General features: G+C 39.7%; 23 protein-coding genes and 1 other RNA gene. 11 read left to right on the forward strand and 13 right to left on the reverse strand.

Features of this window, described 5'->3' with window-relative positions; genetic code table 11:
- Positions 1–98: 98 nt before the first annotated feature.
- Positions 99–1745 carry a chemotaxis protein gene (locus FTU75_RS05680; protein ID WP_180115358.1) on the forward strand — a complete coding sequence of 549 codons (1647 nt, stop codon included), beginning with the start codon at positions 99–101 and terminating at the stop codon, positions 1743–1745.
- Positions 1745–2518, forward strand: a complete 774-nt coding sequence (nudC, locus tag FTU75_RS05685) for an NAD(+) diphosphatase (RefSeq protein WP_180115359.1) — start codon at positions 1745–1747, stop codon at positions 2516–2518. Before FTU75_RS05680 ends, nudC begins: the two co-directional genes overlap by 1 nt.
- A gap of 83 nt (positions 2519–2601) precedes the next feature.
- Here the strand turns inward: nudC and FTU75_RS05690 are convergent, their stop codons facing one another.
- Genes FTU75_RS05690 through FTU75_RS05705 form a run of 4 tightly spaced genes read right to left on the reverse strand, consistent with a single transcriptional unit; the run spans position 2602 to position 5657 of the window.
- Positions 2602–3474: an alpha/beta hydrolase gene (locus tag FTU75_RS05690; RefSeq protein WP_180024161.1), complete on the reverse strand. Its 873-nt coding sequence runs from the start codon at positions 3472–3474 to the stop codon at positions 2602–2604.
- 25 nt (positions 3475–3499) lie between these two features.
- On the reverse strand, positions 3500–4198 hold the full coding sequence (locus tag FTU75_RS05695) for a BON domain-containing protein (RefSeq protein ID WP_180115360.1): 699 nt from the start codon (positions 4196–4198) through the stop codon (positions 3500–3502).
- A gap of 60 nt (positions 4199–4258) precedes the next feature.
- Complete coding sequence (locus FTU75_RS05700; RefSeq protein ID WP_180115453.1) at positions 4259–4666, reverse strand: YraN family protein; 408 nt, start codon at positions 4664–4666, stop codon at positions 4259–4261.
- Positions 4667–4712: 46 nt separating this feature from the next.
- A complete protein-coding gene (locus FTU75_RS05705; RefSeq protein WP_180115361.1) occupies positions 4713–5657 on the reverse strand; it encodes a penicillin-binding protein activator in 945 nt (314 codons plus the stop codon).
- A 10-nt stretch (positions 5658–5667) separates the two neighbouring features.
- Between FTU75_RS05705 and rsmI the strand changes: the two genes are divergently transcribed.
- Both rsmI and FTU75_RS05715 read left to right on the forward strand, forming a co-directional pair.
- Positions 5668–6510 (forward strand): 16S rRNA (cytidine(1402)-2'-O)-methyltransferase, encoded by an 843-nt coding sequence (gene rsmI / locus FTU75_RS05710; RefSeq protein ID WP_078189168.1) that lies wholly within the window; start codon positions 5668–5670, stop codon positions 6508–6510.
- 103 nt (positions 6511–6613) lie between these two features.
- A complete protein-coding gene (locus tag FTU75_RS05715) occupies positions 6614–7036 on the forward strand; it encodes a hypothetical protein (RefSeq protein WP_180115362.1) in 423 nt (140 codons plus the stop codon).
- 115 nt (positions 7037–7151) lie between these two features.
- Here the strand turns inward: FTU75_RS05715 and FTU75_RS05720 are convergent, their stop codons facing one another.
- The 3 genes from FTU75_RS05720 to FTU75_RS05730 form a co-directional block, all read right to left on the reverse strand.
- Positions 7152–7400 carry a hypothetical protein gene (locus FTU75_RS05720; protein WP_078189169.1) on the reverse strand — a complete coding sequence of 83 codons (249 nt, stop codon included), beginning with the start codon at positions 7398–7400 and terminating at the stop codon, positions 7152–7154.
- A 174-nt stretch (positions 7401–7574) separates the two neighbouring features.
- Positions 7575–8819 (reverse strand): FAD-dependent monooxygenase, encoded by a 1245-nt coding sequence (locus FTU75_RS05725; protein ID WP_180115363.1) that lies wholly within the window; start codon positions 8817–8819, stop codon positions 7575–7577.
- Positions 8816–10024, reverse strand: a complete 1209-nt coding sequence (locus FTU75_RS05730; protein WP_180115364.1) for an FAD-dependent monooxygenase — start codon at positions 10022–10024, stop codon at positions 8816–8818. Before FTU75_RS05730 ends, FTU75_RS05725 begins: the two co-directional genes overlap by 4 nt.
- Positions 10025–10797: 773 nt before the next feature.
- Between FTU75_RS05730 and FTU75_RS18385 the strand changes: the two genes are divergently transcribed.
- Entirely contained in the window at positions 10798–10926 is a 129-nt protein-coding gene (locus FTU75_RS18385) for a hypothetical protein (protein WP_257223716.1), read from the forward strand.
- A 184-nt stretch (positions 10927–11110) separates the two neighbouring features.
- Here the strand turns inward: FTU75_RS18385 and FTU75_RS05735 are convergent, their stop codons facing one another.
- The 3 genes from FTU75_RS05735 to FTU75_RS05745 form a co-directional block, all read right to left on the reverse strand.
- Positions 11111–12286, reverse strand: a complete 1176-nt coding sequence (locus tag FTU75_RS05735) for a tetratricopeptide repeat protein (RefSeq protein ID WP_180115365.1) — start codon at positions 12284–12286, stop codon at positions 11111–11113.
- 188 nt (positions 12287–12474) lie between these two features.
- Complete coding sequence (gene pepP, locus FTU75_RS05740; protein WP_180115366.1) at positions 12475–13809, reverse strand: Xaa-Pro aminopeptidase; 1335 nt, start codon at positions 13807–13809, stop codon at positions 12475–12477.
- Positions 13810–13940: 131 nt separating this feature from the next.
- Positions 13941–14558: a UPF0149 family protein gene (locus tag FTU75_RS05745; RefSeq protein ID WP_111885849.1), complete on the reverse strand. Its 618-nt coding sequence runs from the start codon at positions 14556–14558 to the stop codon at positions 13941–13943.
- Positions 14559–14622: 64 nt separating this feature from the next.
- On the opposite strand from FTU75_RS05745, the gene FTU75_RS05750 reads away from it, so the two are divergent.
- From FTU75_RS05750 to ssrS, 3 genes are all read left to right on the forward strand, one after another.
- Complete coding sequence (locus FTU75_RS05750; protein WP_180107603.1) at positions 14623–15174, forward strand: hypothetical protein; 552 nt, start codon at positions 14623–14625, stop codon at positions 15172–15174.
- A gap of 2 nt (positions 15175–15176) precedes the next feature.
- Entirely contained in the window at positions 15177–15464 is a 288-nt protein-coding gene (locus tag FTU75_RS05755; protein ID WP_168378082.1) for a cell division protein ZapA, read from the forward strand.
- A 99-nt stretch (positions 15465–15563) separates the two neighbouring features.
- Positions 15564–15746, forward strand: a non-coding RNA gene (gene ssrS, locus FTU75_RS05760) — 6S RNA.
- Between the two features lie 152 nt (positions 15747–15898).
- Here the strand turns inward: ssrS and FTU75_RS05765 are convergent.
- The 3 genes from FTU75_RS05765 to FTU75_RS05775 all read right to left on the reverse strand — a co-directional run bounded on the left by FTU75_RS05765 (position 15899) and on the right by FTU75_RS05775 (position 21542).
- Complete coding sequence (locus FTU75_RS05765) at positions 15899–16363, reverse strand: hypothetical protein (RefSeq protein ID WP_180115367.1); 465 nt, start codon at positions 16361–16363, stop codon at positions 15899–15901.
- 85 nt (positions 16364–16448) lie between these two features.
- Positions 16449–17648, reverse strand: a complete 1200-nt coding sequence (locus FTU75_RS05770; RefSeq protein WP_257223726.1) for a YncE family protein — start codon at positions 17646–17648, stop codon at positions 16449–16451.
- A 261-nt stretch (positions 17649–17909) separates the two neighbouring features.
- Positions 17910–21542 carry a cadherin-like domain-containing protein gene (locus FTU75_RS05775; RefSeq protein ID WP_180115369.1) on the reverse strand — a complete coding sequence of 1211 codons (3633 nt, stop codon included), beginning with the start codon at positions 21540–21542 and terminating at the stop codon, positions 17910–17912.
- On the opposite strand from FTU75_RS05775, the gene FTU75_RS05780 reads away from it, so the two are divergent.
- The 3 genes from FTU75_RS05780 to lon all read left to right on the forward strand — a co-directional run bounded on the left by FTU75_RS05780 (position 21523) and on the right by lon (position 25704).
- Positions 21523–22407, forward strand: coding sequence for an OmpA family protein (locus FTU75_RS05780; protein WP_257223717.1), 885 nt, complete (start codon positions 21523–21525; stop codon positions 22405–22407). The two genes, FTU75_RS05775 and FTU75_RS05780, sit on opposite strands and share 20 nt — an antisense overlap.
- 135 nt (positions 22408–22542) lie before the next feature.
- Positions 22543–23130, forward strand: coding sequence for a 5-formyltetrahydrofolate cyclo-ligase (locus FTU75_RS05785; RefSeq protein WP_180079045.1), 588 nt, complete (start codon positions 22543–22545; stop codon positions 23128–23130).
- Positions 23131–23277: 147 nt separating this feature from the next.
- The gene (lon, locus tag FTU75_RS05790; protein ID WP_180115370.1) at positions 23278–25704 is read left to right on the forward strand and encodes an endopeptidase La; all 2427 of its coding nucleotides are present in this window, start codon (positions 23278–23280) and stop codon (positions 25702–25704) included.
- Positions 25705–26005: the final 301 nt, after the last annotated feature.

Genomic DNA, 26005 nt, shown 5'->3' on the forward strand with positions numbered 1-26005 from the left:
AAACAATTCTTACATACGCTATAGTAAAACCATAAACATGGACCGCCTTAAGGGGCGGTTAATAAACAAGATAAAACATCTAGGAAAGGTGCAGATACATGTCTTACCAAACCTCTATCCATTTTGATCCAACGGCTTTGCTGATAATAAAAAATGAGGTTGATAACTCAATCAAGTTAGTCGAATCAGCAGTCAGCACCTTAGTTGAAGATCAAACTTTACCTTTCGGGATTGATGATGCACTGATTCAATTTGAACAATGTGCTCAAGTACTAGCTTTAGTTGATATGCCAAGTTTGGCAAAAATCGCTCAATATTCAGCAGAGTTAATGCGCAAGATCATGGGGAATCCTGCGCAAATTAACACTCAAGAGGTCATCGCACTGAGCGAAGGCACGACTATGCTGAAACGCTACATCGAATTTATCTGCCTACGTGAAGTTAAAATTCCACAATTCCTGCTGGACAGTCTTAATCGTCTAGAACTATCTTTAGGTAAAACTCTAACGTCGGAAGGCCAACACATTGAGTCCCTACTCGATTGTATTACCCCTGACTTTGACTTACCTCAAGCTCCTACACTTGAAAAATCAAAATACGTTCACCGTCTGTATAAGTTGGCGTTGAATAAATTGATTAAACAAGAAGAAACTGAGCTGGATTTGCAAGCGATTAAATTGGTCGGTACGTATTTAGCAGGTCTTTCAGACAAACATCCAAGCAAACAATACTGGAACTTGGTTTTTGTTGCGTTTAATCAAATTGATCAAATCTTAATTACCGATGCTCGCTTACGTACCTTGGTAAGCATTGAACGCAATATGGCTCAATATTTTGCAGGAACTGAGCGCTTTAAAGCATCCATTTCTGATTTAGCCAATGTCTTAAGTCTAAACATTAGCCAAGAAGATGACATTTCTCATCATATTCGTGGCAAATTAAATATCGGTGAAGACCTTCTTACCGACACCCAATTGCAAGTTTTCAGTCGTCATTTATATGGTCCTGACTTCGACACCATGCATACCATTGGTGAATTGGTTACGACTGAAATGACGCAAATTCGTAATGATATTGAATTTAACTATCAAAATATGACGCCTGAAAAAACCCAAGAACTTCAAGCGAAATTAAACGAATTGGCAAATATTTTCAAAGTCTTGAACTTAAATGAAGCGTATAACGACTTGTCGCGTCAAGCTGCGTCATTAGGTAATGCTGAGATTTTACAAGATGAAAGCTTTGCCCAGCAGTTGATGAACAATATCTTGTCTGCCATGAACTCGATTGGTGTGCTTGAGCGTCATCACACTTCTAGCCGCTTACAACTTCGTGTGAATAATATGAATATTTCACTCGACCGTTTAGATGAAGCACACGCTGCTCTGTTAAATGAGACCAAGGTTTTAATTGATGCTGCTAGCCAATCTTTGGTTCAGTATTTACAAAACCAAGATTTGACACAACTTGAAGCGACTGCAACTCAATTCCGTGAAATTGGTGGTGCAATGTTGTTCCTCAATGCAGATGCAGCTCAAAATGCGCTGAATTCAACAGCTCAATTCATTTTGAAACGAGTTGAATCTTCAACAGCGATTGAAGCAAACGAAGTGAATCAAGCATTAGATTCATTGGCAAGCGCAGATATGTTGATTGACAATTTAAAGAACAAACAACCTGTTTTACAGGGCATGTTTAAGGTAGCATTGGACAGTAGCGAAAAACTGAAATCAGCAGCAGCCTAATGTCTAAATTATCACTTGCGTATATCTTCAAACAACAGCAATTGCTGGTCGATGAAAACTTTCAACTTCCCGAAGTTGAACAACTCGCAAGTGATTTAAATATTGGCACGGGTGATCAAGTGATTGCCCGTGATCTACTTGAAAATGAGCCAATTCCTGAAGGCTTACAACTCATCCCTATTCGTCAGCTTTTACAACTTTGGAATGTTCAGCAATTTGAACAAGCCAGCCGTGCTATTCAACTCTTAGAATGGCGCCGTAATCATAAATTTTGTAGCCACTGCGGTACTGCAACTCAAGTCCACGCCACAGAATATGCTATGGTTTGTCCCGCTTGCGGATATCACCAATACCCTCGTGTCAATCCTTGTGTCATTACCGTCATTACCCGTGGTGAAGATGAAATTTTATTGGCAAAAAATGCAAAAAATGTCCGTGCCATGTATGGATTGATCGCAGGTTTTGTTGAAGTGGGTGAAACTCTAGAAGAAGCAGTTCGTCGTGAAACTGAAGAAGAAGTTGGGCTGAAGGTCAAAAATATTCAATATTTGGCAAGCCAACCTTGGCCCTTCCCAAGTAATTTAATGATCGCCTTTAAAGCAGAATATGCTTCAGGTGAGCTTCAATTACAAGAAGAAGAAATAAGTGATGCGGCTTTCTTTAAATTTGATGCATTACCTGAAATTCCGTTCAAAGGAAGTATCGCCCATTCGATGATTATGCATGTCATCCATGGTTCTGCGGTTGCAGATGATACCCAAGCATGGTTGTAAACAGCTATTTTTAATAAAAAAGCAGTAAATAAAAAACCGCCATACTTGGCGGTTTTTTATTCTCAATCATTTAACCACAGACATTAAGGTGGACTAATTTCATCGAGTACACGCATGATTTCAGCTTTGGTTTTAAAGAAGCGACTAAATAAACTCGAAACTGAACCAATCATCGTGATGTGCCCAACGCGTGGAATTTGAATCAACTGACTGTGGTTGCCTGAGGCTTTTAATCGACGATCAAAATCTTCACTATTGCTATGGCCAACGATATTGTCTTTATCCGCAGTGAATAGATAATGCTTCACTTGATTGTGCTCAACAAAATAATATGGCATCACTTGTTGATACGGTACATTTTGATCAAAGGCATCTGCACAAATCGGATCACCTTTATAATCAAAATGATATGGCCCTGCCAATCCCACGATTGCACGAATATTCTCTTTCACTTGTAGCTGATAAGGCGTCGGATGATACAGTGCAGACATGACATTAAATGCCCCTGCCGAATGTCCCATTAACACCACATTTTCCACTTCAATCTGCAACTTATGCTGAGACTGCGTCAAATAGTTTAATGCAAGGCTAAGATCATCAATTGAAGCCGGAAAAATATATTCAGGTGCGAGATGGTAATTGATGACAGCAACATCGAAGCCTTCTTTTGCAAAAGCCTCACCAATGAATCCATAGTCCTTTTTGTCACCATGCATCCACGCTCCACCATGTACAAAAACGATGAGTGGACGTTGCTGACGAGGTGCTGACGTGCGATACAAATCTAGGCGATGGCGCGCTTTTAGACCATAAGGGATATTGTTTTGAACATGATATCCTTGTTTGGGTGTCAGTCGATTTAATGCATAACTGCCAAAATCATATAACCGAAAATTTCGGTATAAAGATTTAGCCAAATCCATTTTTTGCTGAAGCCGCAGAGACCATTGATTCATATTTTACAGCATCATTTCCGACATTTTATTGAGCATTTGGATCGACAACATCCGGATCTATCGCTACAGGCGTTTGTACTTCAGGTTGCACATTGCCTACAGCAGGTGTGGTGTAACTTGAGTTAATTGAACGTGCCTGTGGATTTGGGTTCTGATCAATATTATCGATTAAAGTGACAATTCGCGTTACATTACCCACTTGTTGCAAGATTTGATTTAAGTCTGTGATTTCCGCACTGTTTAAACGGCCCATCACATAAAGAACAGCATCTTCAGTATGAATGTGTACTTTGCTGTCAGATACCACAGGCGCTTTCATAATCAAACCACGGGTATTCGCAGTGACCGCAGTATCTTGCATGATGGTGCTATAGCTGATCTGATTACCCACTGTAATATAGTTATGTACAGTTTTGACATCACTCATTGAACGGACATTTTCTTCTGCCAATTCTTTCAAATGATTATCTGGCACTTGCCCAGTCAATAAGACATTGCCATGAAAACTTTCAATATTGACACGTGACTGTTTAAAACGAGTATCTAATTTATATAAGTTAATTTTTGCTGTTCGAACAATGGAAGAGTCAATAAAAACTTGTCCCAATGAGCGTGCGCCGCTTTCAGTTCCTACAGGTGCTGATCCTGTTCCATTCGAAATAAAACTCGCACAGCCAGATAAACTTGCGACACAAAGCATCGTTATTGCAATACGCTTAACCACTCAGCACGACTCCTCAAATTTCCACACGTATTTTTCTATGCGTTTACACAGTTTGTTTTATCAGAGATTAATCAACTCTTGATCAAAAGTAAAAGCATTTTCAATCCATTGCTGATGATACGGGTATTTAGAAAAGTCTTGCTGTAGTGTTTTTGCAAAGTGTTGATAAAAATCAAAACAAATTGCATCAAAGCGACAATAATAATTTTGAAAATGTGACTGTTCATTTAAAAAAAGCAACGCAGTCTTCATCATCTTACGTTGTTTGTGAATAGAGATACTTTCGATGGCTTGGGCATAGCGGGTATTTGAACGGGCTTTAACTTCGATAAACACCAATTCTTGTCCACGCGCAACGATCAAATCAATTTCACCATAACGACTATGATAATTCAGTTGCACTTGTACATAGCCTTGCTGCTCAACCAAACGAAGCGCTTGCCGTTCTGCCCACTGCCCAAGATTCATCTGTCCCAAATTCAACTGCTCTAAATTCAGCTGCATCGTTTCATCCCTAAAGTGAGATCGCCACGATGCCTTTTTTACTTCGCTCATAGCAGTGAGGAACACGCTGAATATTGTTTTGACTAATTTTGATTAGCCCTGTGCGTCCCTGAAACTCAATGCTTTTTAATTTCGGTTCTTGCAAATATTGTTTTGCGATATGCCATGTATCTCCGCCAAACGCTAAAAGACGTTGATATGGCATATCTACTGGATTTTCCTCATAAGCTCGGATCAGGTCAGGCCAACGTGCGTCATGTAAGGCAGGTGCATCACAAAATTTCAGCCCTACAGGTATGGGCTTAGTGGCTTCAATCGCATTGGCAACGCTATATAGTTTTGCTTTAGGTAGTTTTTTTTGACTGTTTAACCATTCATTATTGCCTAGCAACAGCACCCCTTGATTTTTGTCTAGCTTCGTTGGGAGCTGTTCAATCACTTGTATAGGCACTGAACTTTGACTGAGCAAGGACATGAGCAGTAATTCATGTTCTGCCTCGGTTGCAGGCTGACGTAACACTAACACTTGCGCTAATTTATCTTTTTCGAAGACTTTTTGGAGAGCTAAGGCATCATCACGTTTTGATAAACTGTACTGCCAGACATTGGGAATCTGGCTAGTCGTTTCATTTAAAGCCAACACACGGACTTTAGGCTTTGCTTTTACAAGTGCTTCAACATCTTGACGTGCTAAAGGGCCAATCACCAATTGAGTTTTTTTATTCACGTGTTGCTTCAATAGCGCTGCAATTTGCTTTTGATTTGAATCCACAAACTTAATGGGCACTTTGTAGTCTGACGATTGATATGCGCTATTGAAACCTTGCTTAATACTGGATGCAGCTCGCGCCATAGGGCCAGATTCAGGTAGAATGACCAAGACGTCTGCCTGTGCAGCAGTAAACAGACTGCTTAAAAGGCAAAGACCCAAAATTTTGTTCTTATTATCCAACATGGAGAAACCTATGAGTGCTCAGTTATTTGTTGTTGCAACTCCAATCGGGCACTTAGATGATATTAGTTATCGTGCAATTGAGGTATTGAAGTCGGTTAAAATTATTGCCGCCGAGGATACACGAACTTCCGCACAATTACTTAAACATTTTAGTATCAATACACCTTTAACCGCCTGCCACGACCATAACGAAAGCAACAAAATAGACCAGCTCATTGAACGCCTCGAAAAGGGTGAAAATATGGCGCTGATCAGTGATGCAGGCACGCCATTGATCAGTGACCCCGGCTTTAAATTGGTTCGAGCTGCACAAGAAAAAAATATTCGTGTCATTCCTGTGCCGGGTGCCTGTGCTGCCATTGCAGCTCTCAGTGCTGTTGGCCTACCCAGTGACCGTTTTAGTTTCGAAGGCTTTTTACCTTCTAAACAGTCACAACGTCTTTTAGCACTCGAAAAACTGAAAGACGAAACTCAAACCATGATTATTTATGAAGCGCCGCACCGTATTGTGGATTGCCTAAAAGATATGTCGAATGTCTTTGGTGCCGATCGTCCTGTGGGCTTTGCACGTGAAATTACCAAAACATTTGAAACCATTAAAAAAATGTCTTTAGGTGAATTGGTACATTTTGTCGAATCTGATCATAATCAGCAAAAAGGCGAAATCGTTTTGGTGATTGGTGGTGCGACCGAAGAAAAAGACCTAGAGCAAGAAAAGTTAGACAAATTGCTGACGCGTTTACTTCAAGATTTGTCCGTGAAAGCTGCCTCTCAGTTGGCTGCTGATTTAACTGGGATTAAAAAGAAAGTGGCCTATCAACGTGCTTTAGAGTTAACCCAAGCGAACGATTAAGCTTAATTTTTTTATTTTTAATTTGAACCACTTATGGGACCTACGGGTTCCATAAGCTATCCCATACAATAATTTAAATAGAATGAAAAAAGTTGCTTATAACATGTCCATAAATCTGTCTGTCAAAAAACCGCTGGTGTTCATTCTCTTTAATCTGGTTTGGCTCACGGCCCTTGCATATATTATTTATACTGGCATTCAACCCTATCCGCACTATATTAGTGGCGAGCAAATGACGGCCGATCATAGCGCGATTGCGATGGTCTGTGGATATTATTCCCTCTATTTTGTAGTCGGTAATTTACTGAAACTGAGCCAATTTTGGGATAGGCATCGTTATTGGGCTTATGTCGTTTTGAGTGCGGTATTACTTTTTCAATCTTTTGTCGCTGCTGTGGCGGCCATGCATGCACCGCCGTATATTGCTGCATTTATTATTAATTGTATGTTTTTGCTTTTACTGCATTTTGTGTTCTATCCTATTTACGCGATCAGTCGTAAATATATGAAGCCAAAGACGGCTTAAAATAACTTCACAACGTCATAACTAAACATGCTTAGTTTAAAAATGAATGACCTTCAGCCTCGCACAAGCGAATGAAGCAAAAAAAAACACCACATGACGTGGTGTTTTTTCATTTTTAATCTTTTGCCGATTCGTCTGGAGGGACTTCGGTAATACGACCACCACGCGCTAAGAACGCAGCAACTTCATCTTCAAGCGCCTGACGTTGTTTTAGTTTTGCAGTCACTGTTAATGTTTCAGCTTCAGAGGTGTCACCATCAGAGGCAGAATCAGCTGCGTCACCTGCACCTTTTTCAGCTGCTTGTGCTTCATCTTCATCAACTACTGAATCTTCTGGATCATCATAATCGTTCATATCAGTCATTGTGTTCTCCCCGCGAATGACTTCTGTTTGCCAGCGAATGGCTGGTTTTAAATTAACAGAAATTTAGCAATCTCTGAGCATTTCGACTAGTACCCACAATCAAAAAATCGTATCTTTTTTAATCAAAATCGTAACCTTGTTTATACGACTGTCTAAAAAATATCTGACTTTGACCTAAGCTGCGTAGATTGTATCTTTTAGAATACTCAAACCATTGGCTTGAGCCATAAACGCATCTTTTAGAACAGTCTGATTTTCCACTTGTTTTAAACCAAAGTTTCGCGCCCACACCACAGGAGAAAAAGTGGTAGTTTCTAACCAACCAATTGCGGACATACTATGCATCATGGCATCGTTTTGCCCTTTACGGCGGTGCTCATAGCGCTTCAAACTTTGTTCATGTGCCCACACACCCCGTTTTTTATCGGTCAAAAGCACATCGCAAAGTACTGCTGCGTCTAAACAGCCAATATTCACGCCTTGTCCTGCAAGTGGATGAATCACATGAGCCGCATCACCAATCAACGCCAGACCATCATGAACGTATAGCTGCGCAGCTCGTGCCTTCAATGGAAATTTGGCACGTGGTGTTGCTTCTAAGACTTCACCGAGCATGTGATGACTTTCTCGAGTGAGCAACGCAGTAAATTCAATATCGGATAAAGCCACATATTCATCGGCATAATCATCTGGTAAGGTCCACACAATCGATTGCCAATAACCGCTTTCTTCTTTTTTCAGACTCGCCATCGGCAAAAATGCCAAAGGTCCTGTTTCTAAGAAAATTTGACGCGCTACATGCTGATGCGGTTGGGCGGTTTTAATTGCACAGCTCACACCGGCTTGTTTATAGTCCAGCACATCTAGATCGATGAAAGCTTGCTCACGGACAAATGAGTTTGCACCATCTGCACCTATCACCAGTTTTGTTTTGAGCTGGGTACCATCTGCGAGGTGAATGATCCACACACCAACGCCGCGCTCAACACGACTGACCTTGACTTGGGTTCGGTAGTCTTCGAGTTGTTCTAGCATTTTTTCTTGAATGGCTAAATTCAATATGCTTGGTTCAACCATTGAACCTAAAGCTTGCTCAACTGATGGTGTTTGGTCTGCAACATGACCAAAATTGATTTCTCCATAGCCATTTTTATTCCACACTTGCATGCCTGTATACGGCTGCTGACGGGCAAGCTTTTCCCAAACACCCACAGTCTTGAGTAGATGAATGGTGGCTTGACTAAGTGCCAAAACCCGAGGATTCGCAATACTTTTGGTTTTTTCTACATCCAAAATAGGTGCCGCATCCAATACCGTAGCCTGCACACCGCCCTGCGCCAATAACAATGCCGTTAAGCCACCGACCAAGCCGCCGCCGACAATCACGGCATCCAGTACATTTGTTTGATTTAAACTCATGCTTTTAGCCCCATTGCATAATTCGCGACCAAAGGCTTAATCCCCGGAATGGTGTCAAAGGCAACTAATCCAGTATTGCGAATCAATTTTAAAAATGGGTTCTTGTTGCTGAAACCACGAACGACTGAATCACAGAATTTAATCACACGCTGCTGATCGGTCAGGCGCGATTTCTCATAATCAAGCAACATAGCTGCATCACCCAAATCTGCATTTTTTTCAACTTGTTCTGTTAAATAACGGCGCAGTACATAGGCATCGCGCATACACAAGTTAAAGCCCTGACCTGCGACAGGATGAATGGTATGTGCAGCATTGCCCATCAGCACTACACGACCGACAGCTTGTTTCTCTGCAAGTACTTGCGACAATGGGAAGCTGAAACGTTTACCAGTTTTTTGGAATTTACCTGCACGGTCGCCATAGGTTTCTTGTAAAGCATCTAAGAAGTGCTGATCATTTTCATCACCCATCCACTCGCCTTCAGTTCCTTTAGGAACAGGCCAAACCACTGAGCGACGGTATTCACCTGGAAGTGGCAGCAGCGCTAGCGGACCAAGCGGACTAAAACGCTCGAAACCGACATGACCATGCGGTTTAGAGGTTTGTACTGTAGTGACAATCGCCACTTGGTCATAATCATGCACCGATGCGCCAATACCTAAGGCTTTACGGCAGAATGAATCACGGCCATCGGCGGCAATCACAATTTTAGATTGTAGTTTGAGCTGTTCTTCAGCACGCTTTGCTTCAATATAGGCATGGTCTGCATCCTGCGTCAGCGAAGTCACTTGTACGCCGTCAATTAATTCAATGAATTGTTGTTTTTTGACTTCTGTGAGCAGCACACGGCCTAACCATGCATTTTCAATAACTTGTCCAAAGCTTTCGACTTTTTCTTGTTCTGCTTTGAGTCTTGCCTTACCAAAACTGCCTTGCTCTGTAATATTCACTTCTAAAATAGGTGTGGCGTGTTCCTGCAAAGCATCCCAGAGGCCTAGTTCTTGATAAATTTGCACCGTACGGCGTGACAAGGCGCTGTTTCGTGCATCAAAACTCGAGTGATAAGGCTCAAGGTTTGCATCATCATAATTGGGGTATTTAATGGCTTCTAAAAGTTTTACGCCAATTTTGTCTTTGGCCAACATGAGTGCCAGACTTAAACCGACCATACCACCACCAACTATGATGACTTCTTGCTGCATGCTTGTTTCCTTTTTTATCAAGTATTCGAATTTAGGACATTCACTCGAAATACATATAATCTGTAATGAATTTTATCTTACATCAAGGGCATGATTTTTTATAATGAAATACAAATTAGTTGCAGGTATTTGCACTGATTAAATACAAAATTAATCATCTCTTACCGTAAACATTGATCTTTAAAAAAGAGAAAATCACAATAAAAATGGCTGAGTCCATCAGTATGAGCCATCATTTGCGTAAATCAGCGTCATTTGAACATGTCATGTTTTGATGCATTCAAAAGGACGATATCAAGCTAACTAACTGATGATCAGCCTTTAGCCATTGTTCAATTAGTTGAATAAGTGATTGCAGCGGCAAAACCCAATTATGTTACACCATTCGGTTTAATGAGCTTTTAATTACACAACATTTTCTGGATATATTCCGCAGCAGAATATCCAGAATATGTAATTTTTGTTGTGTTATTGGCGCCTTATCCTAAAGTTGATGCATGTACCAAGCTTTAATTTGAGTTAGGTACAGAGCAACTCTAAAGCGATGTCGAGCACTATTATTCAAACAGGTTTTAGCGCCAATTTTACCTTGGCATGGTGTGAAAATACTATGGCGCAAACCTTAGAAAATACGCTGCAAACCAATAATTGAGAAAGATTTACCCACCAAGCTGAGTTGTAGATTCATACCGATGTGATTGAGACAGCGAAAAAAAAATCAACAAACAAACATTAGTGAATGGCTGTAATTATGATTATATGCACCCGAGTGTATGGTCAAATATGCTATAGATCTGATTTCACATGCTGAATATGCTGAACCGGCAACCGGACATTTGGCCGTATATGAAAAACCGGAAGAGTTTTTAAAATTAGCGACAGAATTTTTACAAAAGTCTTAATCGCAAAGTGAAGCTAAAAAGCCGATCAATAGATCGGCTTTTTTTATATTTATTTAATATTTTCCATGATTTGGTCAAAATATTGCGCTCATGTATTCAATTTATTTTCATTGCTATAGATAAAGATATAGAACACAAAAGACAGAAACGATCTCCTTAATACGGAATAATTTAAATGAATGGCTTAAGCATTAAAATGCTGGATTAATTTCTGCAATCGAATTTCTGCATCTTGATTAAAAGCATTCGCCGCTTGGTGATACCAGCGTTTCGCCATCTTTAAATCTTGAGCTGCGCCATTGCCTAGCTCATACATTAAGCCAATTTTATAGGGAGCAATTGCACAGCCTTGTTTTGCCGATTGCTTGTACAAGCTCATTGCTACATTATAATCTTGATCAAGAATTTCGCCCTTTTCATATATTTCAGCAAGAGTCGTTCTTGCGTTTATATTTCCCTTTTCCACTGACTGATTCAGTAGATCTAAAGCGATATGAATATCTGTTTTAAATGGCTTTTTGAACAACAGCACGGCTAACTTCAGCATCGCTGCATCATCACCCTGATCAGCCGCTTTTTGATACCATCCTTGTGCTGTAACATCATTTTTTTCGACGCCGCATCCCGTTTCATACATTTCACCCAATTTAATTTGGGCTGCAATATCCCCTCTTGAGGCTAAACTCAAATAATCATCATAAGTACGCTGATTGTTATACTTAAACTTTATTTTCTTTACTGGATTATAATCACTATCAAAGATTTCAAAACCGACATAGTTTTTAAAGAGTTCAATCAATAACTGCCGAACCAATTGAGTATGATAAATTAAATGATCCTTTTCGCTAAAATAATAATACTGATAATAGCTTTCCAAATCTTGATTGATTTCTTCTTTTAAACTGTTTAAATCAGTCGTCCATTTTTTTTGAACTTTGCCATTTTCAACATATTCGTATAAATACCTTGTTGAAAAGTTTAACCATTCCTTTTCAAAATCTTGTCTTTCTCCATCCATGTAAAGTTCCTCTTCTTCCGCTTGAATGACACATCTGATTTCTACACCCTCTTTATAAAGCGCATAGCTATAGCTTGAATTTGTGTCTGCAAAATCAAAGAAGATCATCCATTTCATCGGCAACTGACTGCTTAGCAAACTGCTCCATTTTTCAGGTTCAGTAAAAGCAAAATGTGCTAACCCGGCACTATTGATACAAACAATATGATCCGTCAGCCACTCTATATCTAATGCAGATTTTGAGTTTTCTTCAAAATAAACCAGCCAATCATTTACCAGTCTTTCAATATCCTGTTGATTGCCATTAAAGGGAATAACCACCCCAGCTTTTCTAACGCCCATAATTATGATTAAAATAAAAAATTTATACGATTAATTTAAAAAGACTTATATCTAATTTTTGTAAAAACTTAACATAATAAAATCAACTACATTGCTAATTAACCTTATCTATATGACTAGTATTTATAAGACTGCTTGTAGATAAAAAAGCCGATCATCTGACCGGCTTTTTTAATTACTATATTAACTTAAGCGGCTTTCGCTTTCGCCATCAGCGCTTCAATGTCTTCTACAGATTTCACCACTGCAGCTGTTAAAACACGTGGACCATTTTTAGTCGCTACAACATCATCTTCAATACGAATACCGATACCACGCCATTTCGCATCAACGCTTTCATCATCTGGCGCAATATAAAGACCTGGCTCAACAGTCACAACCATACCTTCCTCATAGGCACGCCATTCACCCTCTTGTTTGTATGAACCGACGTCATGCACATCCATACCAAGCCAATGACCCGTACCATGCATATAAAACTGACGGTAAGCTTCTTTTTCAATGATTTCGTCAATATCTCCTTGCATAATGCCAAGATCCAATAAACCTTGAACTAAAATACGCACTGCAACGTTATGTGGTTCTTTATAAGAGTTGCCGATACGCACCGCATCAATCGCCGCAATTTGCGCATCGAGTACGATATTATAAAGTGCTTTTTGTTCAGGGCTGAATTTACCGTTGACTGGGAAAGTACGGGTAATGTCTGAAGCATACAGCTGATATTCACATGCTGCATCAATCAGTACCAAATCACCATCTTTGAGTTCTTTGTCATTTTCCACATAGTGCAAAATACAGCCATTTTCACCGCCGCCGACAATGCTGTTATAGGAAGGCACACAGCCATTTTTACCAAAGACATAATTCAGTTCTGCTTCTAGTGCATATTCCATCATGCCCGGTTTAACCGTTTGCATGGCACGAGTATGCGCTTCTGCTGAAATATCCGAAGCAATTTGCATCAATTCAAGTTCATCATCAGATTTGTGCAGACGCATTTCATCAATGATGCGATCTAGTTGAATGACTTGAGCAGGCGCACTTGCACCCTTACGTGATTCACCACTTGCAGCCGAAATCCACTGCGCCACACGAGCATCAAAATCTGGTTGCTGCCCAATACGGTAGAATAATTTATCTTTATTTTGTAATTTTTCTAAAATTTCTTCGTCTAATAAATCAATGGCATAAGCCTCATCAGCTTCATAATCTTCTACAGCCCCATCTACACCCGCACGGTAGCCATTCCAAATTTCCATTTCACGGTCACGTTCACGGCAGAACAAACTATAGCTATAACCTTCTTCTTCGCTATCAAAGGTTTCAATCACTGCAACCGCTTCAGGTTCAGCAAAACCTGTTAAATAAAAGAAACTACTATCAGCTCGAAATTTATAATCTGCGTCGCGATTACGCATGGCTTCTTTGCTCGTGGCAATAATTGCAATACTACGTAGTCCCATTTCACCCGCAAGGATGTCTCGACGTTCTTGAAAATCCGCTTGAGTTAATTTCTTCATTTAAATACTTCTTATACCTGCTGGCTGATATTGTTTAAATTTTGATTCAATTGAATATGAATCTCTCAATCTATGTGAGGCATGTATAAAAACACGTAATACCTCACATAGATATAAGCAAAATTAATGCCTTAGCTTGGACGATGTGGGGTGAACATTTCAACCACATTCCCCACTTGAGCCGATGAATTTTTAGCGCTCAGTTGTAGCAACGGTGTTTCTGAAACATCAACTTTGGTACGTCCCATAGACAGGCTCACTGGGATTAAACGAACAAATTCGTATAATTCCTGATAGCTTTCTTCACCTTCTTCATCATCATCTGAATCTTCAAATTCTACTGAAGCGACATCCTGTAAATGCTCAATCAATTCTTGTTCATTGGTGCGCAGATGACCTGCCGCCAAACCAAAACCAAGAACCACACCTGCACACCAATCTGCCAAGGCTTGCACACGCTCACCTAGCAAGTGATCATCATCTGGTAATAAAGGAAGATAGTCGAGTTCATCATCTGAAAGTGAATGAGCTACATCTTCTGCTTCTTCAGTCAACAATGCCACCGCATCTTCGTCTAATTCAGCTACATCAAGCGTTGCTAAAATTTGTTGCCACTCTTCACGACTCGGGGGTTGTGACACACAAACTATACCAGTGAGTAGACCGTGTAACTCACTTGGGCTTGAAATTTCTTCAATTTTAGAAAAATTCTGGGACCAATCTGACCAACCTGAAATATCGTCTTGCATTCGCTTATCCAATCTCTATACTTCGTATATATTACCTTTGTTTGCAAGACTGTGCGACTACGTTATGTTAGAAGAATTACAGCGTCTCCAAGCGCATATTAGCGTTTTAAAAAAGCGACTGGCGCAATTTGAAAGCGAAAATAATGCCCTACAAGATGAGAAAAACTCGTCTGATGAGCACCATCATGCTCAAATTGTACATAAGAACGGTATTATCACCTCCAAACAAGAAGAAATTGATACGCTGAATGAGCAATTAACTGATTCACGTGCTCAACTTCACCAGCTGAATACTGATGCAACTGCTTTGGCTGACCGATATAGCCGTCTTGAAAAAAGCTGTACTGATCTAAAAAATCGTTTTCAAGAAATTTTGGCAGAACGTAATGAGCTACGTATCGTTAAAGAAAAGATGCAAAATGAACAGCGTCATGCTCAACAAGAAATTCAAGGTTTGCAGCAAGAACGTGAACGTTTATTGCAAAAAAATGAACATGCCAAAGCAAAAGTTGAAGCGATTATTCAACGTTTAGCTATTTTAGGTACAGCTCAAGATCAACATGCGCAAGAAATTCAACAATTGGCACATCCGACTGAAAGTAATGAGGAAGTTTGATCATGAGTGAACAAATTGCAGTTGATTTAAAAGTTCTAGGTCATAGTTTCCGTTTAGCAACTACTTCTGACCAACAAGCCGATTTAGAACGCGCAGCACAATTACTGAATGACAAATACGATGAATTTCGTCGTAAAGCACCACGTATGGAACCGAGTAAGCTGATCATTATGGTCGCACTTGAATTAATGCAAGAAGTCCTGTCAATGAATAAGAGTTTGCAAGAATATGCAAACTGCGAACTTTTGTTGCAAAATATTTTGGAACAAGTTGAAGAATTGACTGATTAATCGGTGGTTTAGTGATTATACTTTGCCCGATTGCTTCATTTTAAACACTTTGTCAGTGTTTGGTGATTTGCCAATAACGCTGAATTCGTTATACTGAGCACATCTCTGAGGTGTTCGCCAGCTAGGTCTAATCCCCTGCCGATACTTAAACTTATGGATGTGTTCTGTATATTCTGAGCGTATGCCCTCCTCGAGTGGGAAACCCAGCGAGTGTACGTCGCGTCCACCTTGAACTCATCGGGTTCAGGGTCACGACATTTGCAGCGGCATCTTCGGAGTGTTTATTTTCCAAATCCTTATTTAAATTACAAGCATTTGATTTAAAAAATTTTTTTAATTTACTATTCTATTTCCGTGCCCCTCTACTTTTGTTCTTCACCATAATTATTTCATTTAAGTTTGGTTAGTTTAAAAGTTTATTTATTCAAGTTAATTCATTTTTTGAGTTGTTCCAGTTTAGCTAACTGTCTATCCAAAGCTCTGTCCATTTCAGGAAGAATTTGTCGTAAATATTGAATTGATGAAATGGCTTCATCCAATTTCACGACGCCTTTTTTAACCAAGTTATATTGTTGCTCGAGTAGAGCGAGTACTTGATTTTGATTCGGCTGCTGTCCCTGACTCATCAGCGTATTTATTTGCTGAAATTGTTGATATACCTGTTCACGTTGCTGTAATAGCTCAGAGTGCGTTTCACTGTCGAGTATTGATTGTTTGGAATTAAAACTTGAATGCTGCAATACATTTTCTATAGTTCGCTCTGAACGTGTTTGAGACACTTTTTGTTGATCTAACGGTAGCTGTTCATGAACCTCCTGCTGCTTTGGTTTTAATAACTGAATCATCAACAATAAAATCAAGCCAACCACTAACCCGATAACAATCCATTTCTTATACATGATTCAATCTCTAAATATTCTTCAATTAAAAAATTCAGAGCCTATTTGACTCTGATTTTTCCATTTTCTTTTGATTTAAACTGTTTTACTGACTGCCCCATCCTGCTGGTGCATAACCTAAACGAACACGCTGTGGGTGATTGCCAACTGGAACTGTGATGACTTTTTCACCTGTTGCAAAATCAATCACGGTTACTGCATCTGTGGCACTTTCAGAAATGACACAACGCTTACCATCTGGACTTTGCGTTGCCCAATACGGTTTGCCTGCAGCAATCAATTTCGCCGCGGTCAAAGTTTTACGATCGACGATGGTGGCATAATCATCCATCGTTCCTGCAACACATAGTTTTTCACCATCTCCACTGATCGAAAGCCCATGATGGCGTGAGTCATTTACCCATTTCGTGCGATCAGAGGGAATAGTTGTACTTCCCGGAAGCTGTGCAATGCGTGTGACTTTGCCTTGATTGAGATCATATTCGACCAAGCCATTAAAAAATGAGACCTGAGCATAGATTTTGGATTCATCTTTACTAAATACAATCGGTCGAACTGAGTTAGACAGGTCTTTACGTCCTACGGCATCTAAAGCAGGTCTAAAATCGATTTTTTTGAGGACTTTATAGCTTTGAGCATCTGCGATCGTGATGTAGCGTTTGCCTTTGGTAAAGTCTTGCCAAGATGCATCCATGGCTGTTTCGACATTACCAATGGCTGAATTTAAGATTTTAGTACCGTTGGCAAAATAGATATTTTCATGTGGCTTATCTCCTGTGGCAAAGCGCCCGAGTTCCTTGCCTGTGTTGATATCGAGTACTTGTACGACATTCCCTGAAGATGCTGAAATAGCAACTTGTTGCCCATCGGGTGAAACCGCCATATGGTCTGCTCGGAAACCTTCAACGGGTGTGCGCCAATTGATTTTTCCTGTTGCTATGTTAATCGAGACTACATCTGCATAACTTGGGCGTGATGCAACCACTGATTTGCCATCTGGTGTGGAATACATGTCATCGACCAATTGATCATTTCCCTCTCCTGCCGTATTACGAATATAGCTATAGGCAATCAATTTTACTGGGTTGAGGTAAATTTCAGTGAGCCGTTCCTTTTTGTCGGGCACCATATTGATGACACCAACTTTCTGATAGTTTTTTGCAGGATTGATGACTGTAACCGTACCATCCCAGTTATTGCCGACAAAAAAGACTTGCTGGCTATTGGGTGGAACGGGTGCAGTGCTGGTCGCTGCGAAAGTAAGTGGTGACACCGCAACCGTCATACAAAGAAGTGTCCTGATCCAGAGATTCTTTTTCATTTTTATTGTCCATCAATTTGTTTTTATGCATAGCTTTTGAGCTACGTCATCAGATAAGTGTCGCTTTTTAAGCGCAAAGAAAGCTTATTCAATATACAAGTGTAGATATAGCGTATTTGTTTTAATTCCGATGAGTTGTTGATTAAAACCAAGTCTTCAATCTGCATTCACTTTTTGGGAAGCAAAAAAAAGCACCCGAAGGTGCTTTTTTAGTTCATCAAATTATTAGTAAATAATTTGATTATTGTTGATTAGGTCATATAGTTCGACTTTGTTGGTTTGATTGAGCAAGACTACAAGATCTTGTGATTCATATTCCGTACCTGATGTGCCATCACGGTCAATTGAAATCACAGCTGAATCAGTTTCTTCGTCATATTCTACTGTTACAAACTCTGCGAGATTCGCTTCAGTTGCATCGTCAGAAAGTAAAGATGAGATGTCGATTTGGTCAGTTGTAGAAAAATCATTTACGGTTGTTAATGCATTTCCACCCAAATTATCGTCTGCAAGAAGGTCGAAAACAATATCATCACCAATAAGTAAACTTTCACTTTCTAATGAGAACATCGCAAACGATGCTGTCGCAGTCACTGTTTCCTGAATAGGATGCACATTGTTACTGTTTCCTAACTCTGTTTCGAGCTGGGTTGTAAGTACATTTACATCTTGAATTGAGGTTTCAGGGACTGTAACTTTCACTACAAAATCTTCAACTTGACTACTTGAAGTGCCTTGATAAGTATAATACCCATCTGAATCTTTGCTTACTGATATACCATTTACCGAAACTTTGGCATCAACTAAAGCATCAAGAGCAGCAGATTTAAATTTCACACCATTTACATTCACATTTTCCTCTGCATCATTTAGAACTTCTGCATGTAAAGTAAATTGTAAAACTTTCTCTGGAACGCCTGCTTCCGGAGCTATTACACCAAGTTGATCCTGTCCATTTTGATTTTTCTCACCTGTCTTAGCAATTTGAGTTCCATCCGCAAATAGCACACCTTCCAACATATTAATTTGGAAACTACTTACATTTTGGACACCCGTAATACTCAAGTTAAAACCATCAATATAGTTGGTTGTATCAGAGTTGTTTAAAATCATTGAATTGACAGGATATTTTTCACCTGAATACGCTTCATCAAATACAATCCAGTCACTAGGTGAACCTTTAGAACTTGTAAATCCACGAGGCATTTTCTGCAAGAAATCTTGACTACCAACTTTTATAGAAAGTACATCATAAATATTCACCCAATTAATGATAACGATTTCAGAATTGCTATCATCACCTCTATAATTAGCAAATTTATCTAAAGCACTAGCAATTTTATTAAAGTCACCATCATTTGCTGGATCTTGAATAATTACTTGCATCTCTGCAGCAATATCTACAATTTTCGCTCCCGCAACAAGATCATCAGAAACATAATTACCTTCAGCATCTTTATAAATCGTACCTAGGTTTGGAACGTTAATCACTGCACTTGATGCACCACCACCAGTTCCACCTGATGTTGACCCTGATACCGAAATTTCACTTGTTAATGTTGCTTTTAACTCAATGAGTTCAGCATTGCCAGTTACAGGAGTTGTAACTTTACCATCAGTAACTTGAAGACTTATCGAAGGCAATACAGCACCTGAATTTAGCTGATCCGCACCTTTCTGAGTTAAGGTTACAGATTGATCAGCCACTGATAATTGATAGAAACCGTCGGCACTAACTGTCGAGCCATTAGCAAATGTCACATTCAGACTATCATTATCTGCATCCGATGCAGCATAAGCAGCAATTTTTTGACCGGCAACAGCTGCACCAACAGTGACTACTTCTGGTTCAATTTCAATTTCAGGTGCAGCGTTTGTTACAGAAGCAGGATACAAAATTACACCGAACTCTAATTCTGAACTTGCAGTTGAACCATTCGATTTTTCAGTTGCAAGAGATTCAAGCTTCACGTTCAACTGTAAAGAATTACCCGTAACAACCAAACTTGGTGGTGCAATCGCCACTAAGTTTGAACCTTCGATACTCATTCCATCAGCTACAAAACTTAAATTGCCATTTGTATCCGCAGTTCCAAGCAATACTCGAGTTCCGTCCTCTGTAATAGCATAAATTTTCATACCTTCAACTAAACCAGAGAAATTCAGTGTTAAGCTTTCAGAACTATCGAGATCATTCAAACTAGTATTAAGTAGACCAAGAGAAATATCCTGTCCAACTTCACCACTTAGGTTGAAATATGGTCTATGGAAACCATTTTGATCTTTATCGGTACTACTTCCTTGAATCAAGTCAGATACTTGCCATTCCACAGAAGGATTAGTCTGTTGATAAAAATTATTCAGATCTGATACAGCAGCATCAAGACTAGGATAATAACTTATCTTATCACCATGTGACTGATCGATTAATTGGAAATCATAGTTACCCTGACCTGCTTGGTTATGCATGTAGAAATCAAAGGTATAGAACCCTGACTCTTTAGCGGTAAAGCTAAGGTCTACCGATTGGCTCAAGCCTCCCCAACTCACAAATACAGGATCTTGGTTTCCAATAATCAACATACCACTATCATCTGCTTTACCTTTATAGCTATAAGTATGCCCAGCTTCCAAATACACATAACCTGTAATTGCAACGCCTTCATAGGTTGCTACACTTGAATCAACCAAACTTGTAGTTTCACTAGTGCTTGCAGGTGGAAGAGTTGTATTTTTCGAACTGGTTAAGTATTCAAAAACCGTTCTCAAGGTATCTGCTGGCATGCCATTACCATTACCTTGCAATAAATTATAAGATTTTCCATCAACAGTAACAGTTTTAAGATTATTCCAAGTTTGAATATTTAAATTAACAGCCGTTGGGCTCCAATCTAATAAATCTAATGTTAAAGAAGGCTTATCTGCAACTGCATCAACAACAATTTCCAATTCACCTGAAGTCACATGTTTACCATCAGAAACATTAAATTCTAGGCCTGCATATACTCCGCCGTCAGTTGCTGAAGCTTCGTTAGCATCTGGTGCAAATACAACTTTTCCGGCATTAATATCAGCATAAGATAGTGTTTGACCCGCGATGATTGGTGTTTTATTCCCAGCAGCATCTACGATTGTCAATACACCGTCTTTTGGCAGATTTGTTACCGTAATAACAAGCTGATCATTTGCTGTATTTGCATCTGAAATACCAAAATGCGCCCATGTTAATGTCACACTTTGATCTTCTGTCGTAACCACTTGGGTTGTTTCAACTTCAGGAGCGATATTGTCCACTGGGACAGTTTTATCGACTTCCTCACCCGGATTACCTGATTTATCTTCATAGCTTTCTGTTGGGACAGTTACTGTAATGTCACCATCAACACCCAGAGGAACTTCACCAGTCACCACATATGAGCCATCTGGTTGTTTCACAGCAGGTGTAAATAGTACTTCGATTGGACCATTTGGACCTTCAACAACAATTTTGTCTTTTTCAATCGTGTCAGGGTCCACATCATCCGGATAAATCACAGTGATCTTACCGTCTGGTGTAATCGTCACTTCTGCTACAAGCGGAACCATATTGATGTTTTCGTTGCCTGTACCTGGTAGACCCAGGTTACCCGAAGTGTCTTCATATGAACCTTCTGGTACATTAACCGTAACTTTGCCTTCAACGTCCTCTGGCACTTTACCCGTTACCGTAATTGAACCGTCTGGTTGAGTCTCAGGTGTACCAAACTCAACCACAATGTCTTTGCCATTTGGATCTTTAACCGTAATTTGGTCAGGCGTAATTGTGGATGGATCGGTGTCATCAGGGTAAGTCTGTACGATGTCACCATTCGGTGTCACAGTCACTTCAACTTGTGGACGCTCAGTTGTCGCATGTTCAACTTTTCCTGGCGTAAATAAATATGCAAAACCAGATAATTTATTGTTTCAAAACAATATGATTGATGCATACAAAATACATGTTCAACGTGATGAAAAATTATGCGCAGATGATCAAGCTAAGAACCAAAAATGTGCAAATAAGCTCTATATAGATGACTTTAAAGCCGGTGATTTTTATATTAATAATTCTGCTGATTTTTATTTAAAAGAAGGTGAATACCAATTTAAGGTGAAAAATTGTACAAATCTTTGTGAAAATTATTCAGTTAGCTATTGTGTAAACGAAAATTCACTTTTGAATAACTTATTACTTACAGTTGATAATAATGGCAAACCTATTATATTAAATAATGATGGCACTATAATTAATAACTGCCCCATTAGAGATAATGCTCTAAAAAATGTGATAAAACCAATTGAACCGAGTTTAGATAATATAAATTTAGCTGCCGATTCTTTATTTAAATTTAATGGTGGCAAATTAACCGATTTACTTCCTGCTGGTAAATCAAGCTTGAATGAACTAGCAACTAAACTTAATTACCAATATGCACGTATTGATATGATTAAGCTTACCGGCCATACCGACCGTTTAGGCAGTGAAAAATATAATCAGCAACTTGCATTGCAACGTGCACTAACTGTCAAAAATTACTTAATGAACCAAGGGATTGCTGCTGATAAATTAAGTTTCGCTTCAGCAGGTGAAACTCAGCCTGTAACCAATGGTTGTTTTGATGTGCAAGATCGAAATGCCTTAAAAGCTTGCTTACAAGCAGACCGCCGTGTTGATGTGCAAATTCTTGGTATAAAAAAACCTTAAATAAGTATGCGTTCCTTAAGCAAACTAGTGTTTAAGGAACGCTTTATATAAAAAAGATAAAACCTATTTTTTCGGACTTTTAAGCTTGAACGAGTTAAAATGCCTTGAGAATTTTGTGCTACTTTGAAATGAATCATGACTTTCAGCACCACCAGCCTTCGTAAACAACTCCGCAAGCAGCGTCGTAGCCTAAACCTATGGACCCAACGACAAGCTGAACAACAAGTCCTACAGCGTTTAGTCAGACTCAGTCATTTTCAGAGCAGTCAGCATATAGGCGTGTATTTACATGCATTCGGTGAAATTCACACTCAAAAGATCATCCACTACTGTTTTGCACATCAAAAACACGTGTATTTACCCATGATTTGCAACATGAATCAGCAACTGGTTTGGGTTGAAATCTCACGTCATCAATATATTAGTAAACGTTTTTCTCATCACCCGCTCGGTATGAAAGAACCGATGGCAAGCCGCGGGAAGCATGTTTCTCACCTTGACCTTTTAATAATGCCCTTGCTGGCTTGCGATAAGTACGGCACACGTATTGGTATGGGGGGTGGCTTCTACGATAAAACATTAGCGACTGCCCACTCTACCCCATACCGTTTAGGACTTGGCCATGATTTTCAACTCATTCAAGATCCCTTGGTCCGAGAAGCATGGGATCAACCGCTAGATGGCTTTATTAGCCCATCTCAAACTTTAAGTTTCAAACGTTAATTTGATATTTTTGACACTGAGTTACACTTAAAAATCACATATTTAGTCATTTTTTATACATTTTAATTGGCATGACCCTTGTAATTTAAAAAATACACATCACTATAAAAAACATGGCAACACCGTTGTCACTCATTAGGAGTGCCCATGTCTGAGATTATTATGAATGAAGAAAGCTTGGAAACTACAATTCCGAGCGTATTACCGCTCTTAGCGCTACGAGATGTGGTTGTATATCCTCACATGCAAATTGCACTGTTTGTGGGTCGTGAAAAGTCGATCAATGCAGTCAATGTCGCACGTGACAGTGACAATCTTGTATTCGTAGTTGCACAAAAAGATTCGCTTACAGAAGAAATTGATCACGACAATTTATATCAATACGGTACTGTCGCGAAGATTGTGCAAGTTGTGAATCATGAGAATGATGAAAACTGTATAAAAGTACTGATTGAAGGCTTATATCGTGCCAAGTTAGAAAAAATTATCGATACCGATGATTACCTGACTGCCGAGCATTCATTAAGCCCAATGACGGTTTCTGTTGACTCAGAAACTCAGAATAATCGTGTGGAAGAATTACGCACCTTATTTGCTCAATATGCAGAAGCAAAATTGCGTAACGCACGTGAATTGATTGCAGCAGCCAATAAAATTGATGATTTGCTACAATTATTATTCTTCGTAGCAACACGCGTGCCTTTGAATATTGATGTAAAACAAAAATTCTTAGAGCATGATGAATTTGAAGCACATTTAGCTGAGCTCATGACGTATTTATTACAACAGTCAGAAGAACAGCAAATTGAGCAAACCTTACATGATTCTGTAAAACGCCAAATGGAAAAGAATCAGCGTGAATACTTCTTAAATGAAAAAATGAAGGTCATTCAACGCGAACTTTCTGACATGAATGGCGGTGCTGAAGATGACGTTGCAGAAATTGAAAAACGTCTAGCTGAAGCCGATTTACCTGAACATGTACGCAAGAAAGCTGAAAATGAGTTCCGTAAGCTAAAAGCAATGCAACCTGCTTCGAGCGAAGCTGCTGTAGTGCGTAACTATCTAGAAGTTATTTTAGATACGCCTTGGAACAAAGCCAGCAAAGTCAGCATTAACCTTGCGAAAGCTCAAGATATTCTTGATGCCGATCACTATGGTTTAGACGACGTGAAAGACCGCATTGTGGAATACCTTGCTGTTCAATCACGTGTGAAAAAACTTCGTGGGCCAATCCTGTGCTTAGTTGGTCCCCCAGGTGTAGGTAAAACTTCACTCGGTGAATCTGTTGCCAAAGCAACTGGCCGTGAATTTGTCCGTATGGCGCTTGGCGGCGTGCGTGATGAAGCTGAAATCCGTGGTCACCGTCGTACTTATATTGGTGCGATGCCAGGTAAAATTGTGCAATCTTTGTCTAAGGTTGGCGTAAAGAACCCACTGTTCTTACTCGATGAAATTGACAAAATGGCGCAAGACTACCGTGGCGACCCTGCTTCAGCATTGCTTGAAGTCCTAGATCCATCACAAAACAGCAAGTTCAATGATCACTACTTAGATCTTGATCTAGACCTTTCTGAAGTGATGTTCATCTGTACTGCAAACAGCATGAATATTCCAGAAGCTTTGCTTGACCGTATGGAAGTGATTCGTCTACCGGGTTACACCGAAGATGAAAAAGTGAATATTGCTGAACGTTACCTTGTTCCAAAAGCCATCAAGAATAATGGCCTACGTGCAAAAGAATTAACCGTTCACGAAGAAGCTATTCGCGATATCGTACAACGTTATACACGTGAAGCCGGTGTTCGTAGCTTAGAACGCGAAGTGTCAAAAATTGCACGTAAAGTGGTAAAAGAAGCAGTGAGCAAGAAAGCGAAAAATCTTCAAATTGAAGTGGATTCGAAAAATCTTCCTGACTACTTAGGTCCACACAAATTCGACTTCGGTATGGCCGAAGAAGAAGCTGAAGTGGGTCGTGTAAACGGCTTGGCATGGACATCTGTTGGTGGTGAACTGCTAACGATTGAAGTTGCGGCAGTAAAAGGTAAAGGCAAGTTCATTACCACCGGTTCTCTTGGCGATGTCATGAAAGAATCGATCACAGCAGCGATGACCGTTGTACGTACCCGTGCAGATGAACTGGGTATTGAAGCGATTCGCTTTGAAGAAACTGATGTACACGTGCATTTACCAGAAGGCGCAACACCGAAAGATGGTCCATCTGCTGGTTTGGCCCTGACCACTGCTCTGGTTTCAGCGTTTACAGGCATTGCGATTCGTCCAGATATTGCGATGACAGGTGAAACCAGTCTTGGTGGCCGTGCAATGCGCATTGGTGGTTTAAAAGAGAAACTTCTCGCTGCTCACCGTGGTGGCATCAAGCTTGTCTTTATCCCACAAGATAATGTTCGTGACTTAACTGAGATTCCAGACAATGTCAAAGAAGGTCTAGAAATTAAACCAGTGAAATCGATTGATGAGATTTTACCTCTAGCCTTGGTTGATATGCCGAAACCTCTTGCAAAGACACCGATTGTCAAAGCAACTGAAGGTGGCAAAGCTGCTCGTCACTAAGCGCTAACAACTAGCAATAAAAGAAAAAAAAGCCCTGTTTGGACAGGGCTTTTTTTATCCATTATTCATACTGAATATTCTAAACTTGTCGTTCAAATCCATCGCTATGACAAGACTCAAGACAATAGCTACAACCTTTAATTGGATAACTATTTCAAATTTGACGTCAAGATCAAGAATAGCCAATTAGAAAGTCTTACAAAATTTGAATACTATTACTTGAAATATCGCCCTCTATCCCACATATATAGTAGAGAGATATACGCGCTGTATGTTTCTTTATTGGTTCCAATCACGTCTA

This window comes from Acinetobacter sp. YH12140, assembly GCF_013418475.1.
GTDB lineage: Bacteria > Pseudomonadota > Gammaproteobacteria > Pseudomonadales > Moraxellaceae > Acinetobacter > Acinetobacter amyesii.

Coding starts and splice junctions, on each gene's coding strand:
- FTU75_RS05680 (WP_180115358.1), top strand. CDS start 99: ATGTCTTACCAAACCTCTATCCATTTTGATCCAACGGCTTTGCTGATA.
- nudC (WP_180115359.1), top strand. CDS start 1,745: ATGTCTAAATTATCACTTGCGTATATCTTCAAACAACAGCAATTGCTG.
- FTU75_RS05690 (WP_180024161.1), bottom strand. CDS start 3,474: ATGAATCAATGGTCTCTGCGGCTTCAGCAAAAAATGGATTTGGCTAAA.
- FTU75_RS05700 (WP_180115453.1), bottom strand. CDS start 4,666: ATGAATCTTGGGCAGTGGGCAGAACGGCAAGCGCTTCGTTTGGTTGAG.
- FTU75_RS05705 (WP_180115361.1), bottom strand. CDS start 5,657: ATGTTGGATAATAAGAACAAAATTTTGGGTCTTTGCCTTTTAAGCAGT.
- rsmI (WP_078189168.1), top strand. CDS start 5,668: ATGAGTGCTCAGTTATTTGTTGTTGCAACTCCAATCGGGCACTTAGAT.
- FTU75_RS05715 (WP_180115362.1), top strand. CDS start 6,614: ATGTCCATAAATCTGTCTGTCAAAAAACCGCTGGTGTTCATTCTCTTT.
- FTU75_RS05720 (WP_078189169.1), bottom strand. CDS start 7,400: ATGACTGATATGAACGATTATGATGATCCAGAAGATTCAGTAGTTGAT.
- FTU75_RS05725 (WP_180115363.1), bottom strand. CDS start 8,819: ATGAGTTTAAATCAAACAAATGTACTGGATGCCGTGATTGTCGGCGGC.
- FTU75_RS05730 (WP_180115364.1), bottom strand. CDS start 10,024: ATGCAGCAAGAAGTCATCATAGTTGGTGGTGGTATGGTCGGTTTAAGT.
- FTU75_RS18385 (WP_257223716.1), top strand. CDS start 10,798: ATGGTCAAATATGCTATAGATCTGATTTCACATGCTGAATATGCTGAA.
- FTU75_RS05735 (WP_180115365.1), bottom strand. CDS start 12,286: ATGGGCGTTAGAAAAGCTGGGGTGGTTATTCCCTTTAATGGCAATCAA.
- pepP (WP_180115366.1), bottom strand. CDS start 13,809: ATGAAGAAATTAACTCAAGCGGATTTTCAAGAACGTCGAGACATCCTT.
- FTU75_RS05745 (WP_111885849.1), bottom strand. CDS start 14,558: ATGCAAGACGATATTTCAGGTTGGTCAGATTGGTCCCAGAATTTTTCT.
- FTU75_RS05750 (WP_180107603.1), top strand. CDS start 14,623: ATGTTAGAAGAATTACAGCGTCTCCAAGCGCATATTAGCGTTTTAAAA.
- FTU75_RS05755 (WP_168378082.1), top strand. CDS start 15,177: ATGAGTGAACAAATTGCAGTTGATTTAAAAGTTCTAGGTCATAGTTTC.
- FTU75_RS05765 (WP_180115367.1), bottom strand. CDS start 16,363: ATGTATAAGAAATGGATTGTTATCGGGTTAGTGGTTGGCTTGATTTTA.
- FTU75_RS05770 (WP_257223726.1), bottom strand. CDS start 17,648: ATGACGGTTGCGGTGTCACCACTTACTTTCGCAGCGACCAGCACTGCA.
- FTU75_RS05780 (WP_257223717.1), top strand. CDS start 21,523: ATGTCACCATTCGGTGTCACAGTCACTTCAACTTGTGGACGCTCAGTT.
- FTU75_RS05785 (WP_180079045.1), top strand. CDS start 22,543: ATGACTTTCAGCACCACCAGCCTTCGTAAACAACTCCGCAAGCAGCGT.
- lon (WP_180115370.1), top strand. CDS start 23,278: ATGTCTGAGATTATTATGAATGAAGAAAGCTTGGAAACTACAATTCCG.